This window comes from Vibrio sp. L85, assembly GCF_963871815.1.
Lineage (GTDB): Bacteria > Pseudomonadota > Gammaproteobacteria > Enterobacterales > Vibrionaceae > Vibrio > Vibrio harveyi.
Genome location: NZ_CAWMYL010000085.1, coordinates 1 through 5350, shown reverse-complemented (window position 1 = coordinate 5350; position 5350 = coordinate 1). Strand labels below are relative to the sequence as shown.

The 5350-nt window shown below is 47.9% G+C and carries 2 protein-coding genes and 3 pseudogenes; 1 reads left to right on the top strand and 4 read right to left on the bottom strand.

The genetic code is table 11. The features are described from left to right. A partial coding sequence (locus AACR11_RS08960) for an IS66 family transposase (protein ID WP_017818212.1) occupies positions 1–373 on the top strand: 373 nt, incomplete at its 5' end. An 18-nt stretch (positions 374–391) separates the two neighbouring features. Here the strand turns inward: AACR11_RS08960 and AACR11_RS08955 are convergent. The 4 genes and pseudogenes from AACR11_RS08955 to AACR11_RS08940 form a co-directional block, all read right to left on the bottom strand. Beyond that, positions 392–757 (bottom strand): annotated as a pseudogene (locus tag AACR11_RS08955) (IS66 family transposase); the annotation flags it as partial. A gap of 59 nt (positions 758–816) precedes the next feature. Continuing rightward, positions 817–1098, bottom strand: a pseudogene (gene tnpB / locus AACR11_RS08950) (IS66 family insertion sequence element accessory protein TnpB); the annotation flags it as partial. A gap of 56 nt (positions 1099–1154) precedes the next feature. Further along, positions 1155–1445 (bottom strand): annotated as a pseudogene (gene tnpA, locus AACR11_RS08945) (IS66 family insertion sequence element accessory protein TnpA). Positions 1446–1710: 265 nt separating this feature from the next. Continuing rightward, positions 1711–5350, bottom strand: a 3640-nt coding sequence (locus tag AACR11_RS08940) for a C80 family cysteine peptidase (protein WP_266099117.1), incomplete at its 5' end; no start/stop codon positions are given.

Genomic DNA, 5350 nt, shown 5'->3' with positions numbered 1-5350 from the left:
CATGTTAGTTTCTCCGTGTGAAATGGTTAAATTATCATCTCAAAACTTATGTGAACCGGCGGCTATGCCGCTGGTTCAGTATAAAGGTCGCTGTGAAAAGTTGGAGCAGCATCGTCAAAGCTTATGGCTGTTTCTGAAACATGAATCCATCCCGCTTACTAACAATGAAGCAGAACGGCGCATCCGTGGCAGCGTTATTCAACGCAAAATCAGCTTTGGTACCACCTCTGATGCCGGAGACAAGTTCAGAGGCCGGATGCGCACGTTGGTAGAAACCTGCAAGAAGCGCGGGCTATCAAGCTTATCTGTACTGACAGAGATCGTACAGGCGGTCACTGCACGTCAGCCATATCCAAACGTTCTGGGCCTGTAGACAAAAGTCAATTACCTACTGGTGAACGGTTACCTGCTTTTCATGGTCGTCTAAATCGAGTTCGATAACCTCACGAGGCAAAGTTTTTGGAAGAGGCTTATGCTTGCCGCGTTTCTTCGTTGTGATCGTCGTCGTGACCTCAACCTATTCTTCCTTAGCGGCTTCACATTCCACTTCGTTGAAGAGGTCACCTTGAGATTCATCGTAAGGCTTTAATGCCTCCGAGCGTTTAGCGAACTGGCGGTCGAAGGCTAGCTTGAGCTGTTCAAGTAGCGATTGGAGCTCTTGCTTCCATTGGCTTTCTGATGCCATCAGCGCTTTCACCATCGCTTGTAGCTCGGCAATATCTTGACTTTCTGGGTTGATATTTGGCGTCTTTTTCATAGCATTTATTATACTAAAATCATGCCGTTAACGCTTGGTGAATAAGGCTTTATTATCGCTTAAGTCATTATTCGAACGGATTTATGGCCGATAATCGTGAAGCAAGAAAGCAGTCTATCCAGCTCGAATTGAGTTAGGGTGAACACCTCATTTTTCTCTGTTGATGACCACTTGTACTTGGCTTTTTCGAGACGTTTGTACCAGAAGGCGAAGCCTGTTTGATCCCAGTACAACGCTTTGACTTTGTCGCACTGTTTGTTGGTGAATAGGAACAGTGCACCACTTCCCAAAGGTAAGTCGGTGTCACTTTCAATAATCGCAGCAAGACCGTTTATGGACTTTCTAAAATCGAAGCTTTAACGATACAGATAAATCTCTGGAGCGCTGAGCATGCGTTTCATGACAGCGCACCGATAAGTTTTGCGAGGTAGGCCGCTGGCGTGCCTTGCGGAATGCTCAGTTCAACATCATTGATGAGCAGTGTCATATTAGCCGTTGCTATTTGAGCTTAATACTTTGTTGTCTTTTCGACGACTTTAGCTCTAACGAAACCTTGAGGGGCCTGAGTTTGATTGAGTTGCTGACGTTTAGCATAAAACGTCGAAGAATTTATCTCTTTGAGCTTACAAAAGGCGAGTGTTGATAATGAACTCGATTCAGATTACTCGATAAGCGTTTGCCATTTCAATTCTCCTTATGGATGGAGAATTGATCTTATTATTCGTGCTAGGCAGTTAGAATGCGGGGTTTATGACGCGCTTACGATCTTATTATTCGTGATAAGCGATTAGAATGCGTTATGGAACGATTATGTTCGACCAAGCCTGTAGAGTATTTTCAACTCCTAGATCAACGCCATGCTCGGCGTACAATACAAAACGCCCGATGAAATACATCGAGCGTTATAACTAAAAAGTTTCAACCTATATCAGAACGAGTCAGGTAGGTGAATATTACACCGTTATACCCTTTTTATGGACAACGTCTGCCCACGCAGTGGTAATCGCCACGCGAGATTTGCTGTCTAGGTTATCGATGAATCCATTGTCACCCGCCTGAGGGTCAAAGCCACTCATGGCTTGTACCAGCGCATCAATTGCACTCTCAGACAAGGTGGTGTACTCACGTTCACCCGTCGCGTCTTTCTCACCCATTGCGATGATCACCTGCGCTCGATTACCGTTAAAGTAATCACTGAACGTCACCGAACCAATATGCTCAAACTTCGCTTGGTCACTGTCGCTTGCCGGGTCACGAAGAATAGACAACTTCAGGTCATATCCGCTGCGTTCGAACCACAGTTTCTGCCAATCGATGCCATTGAAGACAATGTTATCTTCGCTGCGAATGTCTTCAACAAGGTTGTCGATAACATCACCGCTCACCACAAAACTGTCCACATCCGTGCCACCTTTGAACGTGTTTTGATAACCACCCAACACCATCAGATCGCGCCCTTCGCCACCGTTGAATTGACTGAACTTAGAGATGGCCGCTGCGATGAGATGGTCCTCGCCCTCACCACCATTCAACACGGCGTGATAGCCCATTAGCTTCACAACATCGTTGCCAGCGCTTGCATTGATACGGTTGTAGTTACCGAAGACATTAGCAAAGTCATTGCCAGCGCCTAGCTCTACTTGGTTGTTGTTGCCAATCGTAACGGAGTAGTCTTGATCATCCCCCGTATCCACACGGTTGAAGTTGCCAGACGTCACCACGTAGTCGCGGCCTGAACCGGTGTCAATTTCACCGCCCTCACCAAAGACAAACGACTGGTCATCACCGGCACCAAGGAAGACATGGTTAATGCGTCCTGCAACCACTGCTGTGTCGTTGCCATCACCGCCAAACATCATGTTTTCACGTCCCATCAGAACGCCCATGTCGTTGCCTTCGCCGCCCGTGAAGATGTTTGACGTGCCTGTTGCGTAGAACACATCATCGCCTCGTCCGCCCCAGAAGTTGTTGTTGTCTCCTAGATACGCTCCGAGATCTTTACCATCACCACCCCAGTTGAAGTTGTAGTTTCCTAGGGAGATGTTGATATCACCATCACCTTGGAGATGACCACTGTTACGAAGGAAATCAAACGTTTTCTCTTTCATATTCAGCAGATCGGCGGTGAGATTCTCTTTGAGATTTTCCATCAGCGATTTCATCTCTTTCTGCTTGTCTTGACTAAAGATAGTGGCGAACAAGTTCGGCAGGTTAAGCGAGTTAAAGCCAAAGGCACGATCTGGTGTTTCTGCTGTTTCAGTGCTGCCATCAGCCACCGTCGCGCCTTGTGCACTGTTTACGTTCGCACCATTAACAGAAACCGAAGAGTTGTCCTCTTCTGGCGCCTTCTCTTTCAGTCCATGAGTTTCAGCAAAAGACTTAATGCCATCCGCACCCATGTTGATACCCGACTTCAAGCTATCCAGTAACTTAGCCGGGTCGACAAAGGCTTGCAGTTGATCACCACTGAACTCACCAATGACCTCCAACATCTCTTTGAGAATCGCTACACCATCAACGGCTTCACCATTACGCGAAACAATGTGACCTGGCGCGGTGTAATCCACACCAAAAATATCCGCTAGCGTGGTCTCGGCTCCTACACCCGCTAACTGCCCAAGTAGCTTGTTCTTAAGCTGACGAGGCAAATCTTCTGGCGTGTAGGTGAAGGTTGTCTTAGCCTGACCCGTAGCAGAGAACTGCTGTGTCATGAGGCCAAACAGTGAACCTAGGTTGGTATCCAAAATAGACTGGATGTTGTCACCAAACATGAAGTTCCAGTTACCTGTCGTGACTTGGATATCCGCACCTTGACCACCCACAGCAAAGTTAAACGCAAGCTTTTCATTGGCTTGACGAAGCTTATCTGCACGGCTGAGCTTGCTGGTGTCAGAATCGCTATTGCCGCTTAGCCATTGGTTGTACTGCTTGTTCAGAGTCGCTTCTGCATCGTGCCTCAAGCCACGGCTGCTTCGCTCATTCTGTGAGTCCAGTTCAACCAAGCTGGTGTAATCAACACTGCTGCTCTGATCCAAACCAGACATATCTTTGACGAATTTCTTCGCGCCAGACAATGTCCATTGCTGCTCTTGAGCCGCGAGCCAATCTTTGCCCTCACCCGAAGTGGCAATGCTTTGCAGTACGCCCGAAATACGAGCGGCACCATCGAACGGATTAACCAATGGCGGAGTCGGAATTGACTTGTCCATCATCACAATCAGATCATTACTTCGACCTAAGTTGAAGCTCACATTACGATTACCGATGAACATTTGCGCACCTTCCAGTGCCTGATAACCACCAATATCGAAGCTGTGCTTGCTCTCACCATTGCCAATGTGAACCATGACGTTATTGTCACCAAAGGTCAGCGACTTAAAGCCACCCGTGCCGACTTTAATGCCCACATTCGATGTGCCCCAGTTCACTGCCGTAAACTCACCATCACCCACATTGACTTGAATGTTACCTGAGTAGCTGAGTTTATTGTTTGCAGAAGAAGATGAGGTTTCTGTCTCCGCTTTGCGTTTTTCTGGCGCATCAAACACATCATTGTTGTCACCGATTGCACCACGAGCTGGCTCGTCAACGTCGCTGACACCAATACGAGAGAGATCGATGTCGCCTTCCGCAATTCCATTGCGAATACGTTCATCCTTGGCAACAACTTCACCTTGCTCGTCCCAGCTTAGCGAAACTTTGTTGTTTTCGGCTTTTTGGACCCAATCGCCATTCGCGTCCTTGGTATGTTTACGCCCTGCCTCGTCTACGGCCAGTTCAGAACTGCGTACAGAGACATCGACACGAAGACCATTCGCATCCATCGCGTTAATAAACTGATGACCAAAGCCTTTTTGCTTGTCGTCACTCACCAAAGAACAACCAACAATACTGATATGGTCAGGCTTATTGTTGATGTTTTCCGCTTGATTAAACGACTGTTGGAACTTGGCCAATTTCACTGCCAGCTCATCGGCACTGTAGCCACTTAAACGCGTGTTGTTACTTTCTGAGTCATCTCGACCATGACCTACTAACTGCCAACGTAGCTTTCCATCCAGCTTTGACGGATCGCCATACACCACGCGATAGTTGCCGTCTGAGTCGATCTGCACCACCACACTGCTTTCTGGGTGCTTACCCGCAAGGTTCGCAGCGGCTTTTGCAACGACATCATCGTTCTCCATTTGCACGATGATTTGACCATCAAAACGGCTTTCACCGCCGTCCGCTGTCGGAGTCACAACAACACGTACCCAGTCATTCACATTTTGGTTGTGAAGAGCGATATTTGCGCCACTCAAACTGTCCTTGAACGTAAAGATTTGCGCTAAATCGACCACGACCTTGGTTTTATCACCCAATGCTTCGAGATCGCTCGCGACTCCACCCGTAGGCTTTTTAATCGGTGTAGCGTCAAACACAGGTAGATCGAGGATCCCCTGCATGGTGGTCTTGTCACCGAAGGTCGGCTTGTAGCTTGCTAACGTGTTGCCATCCATTATCACCACGCGGTTGAAGATCGCTTCACCTGCGTCGTTTTTGCCCAGCTTATAGCTTTGAGCCATGTTCAGATCGGACTTGCCGAAGAAA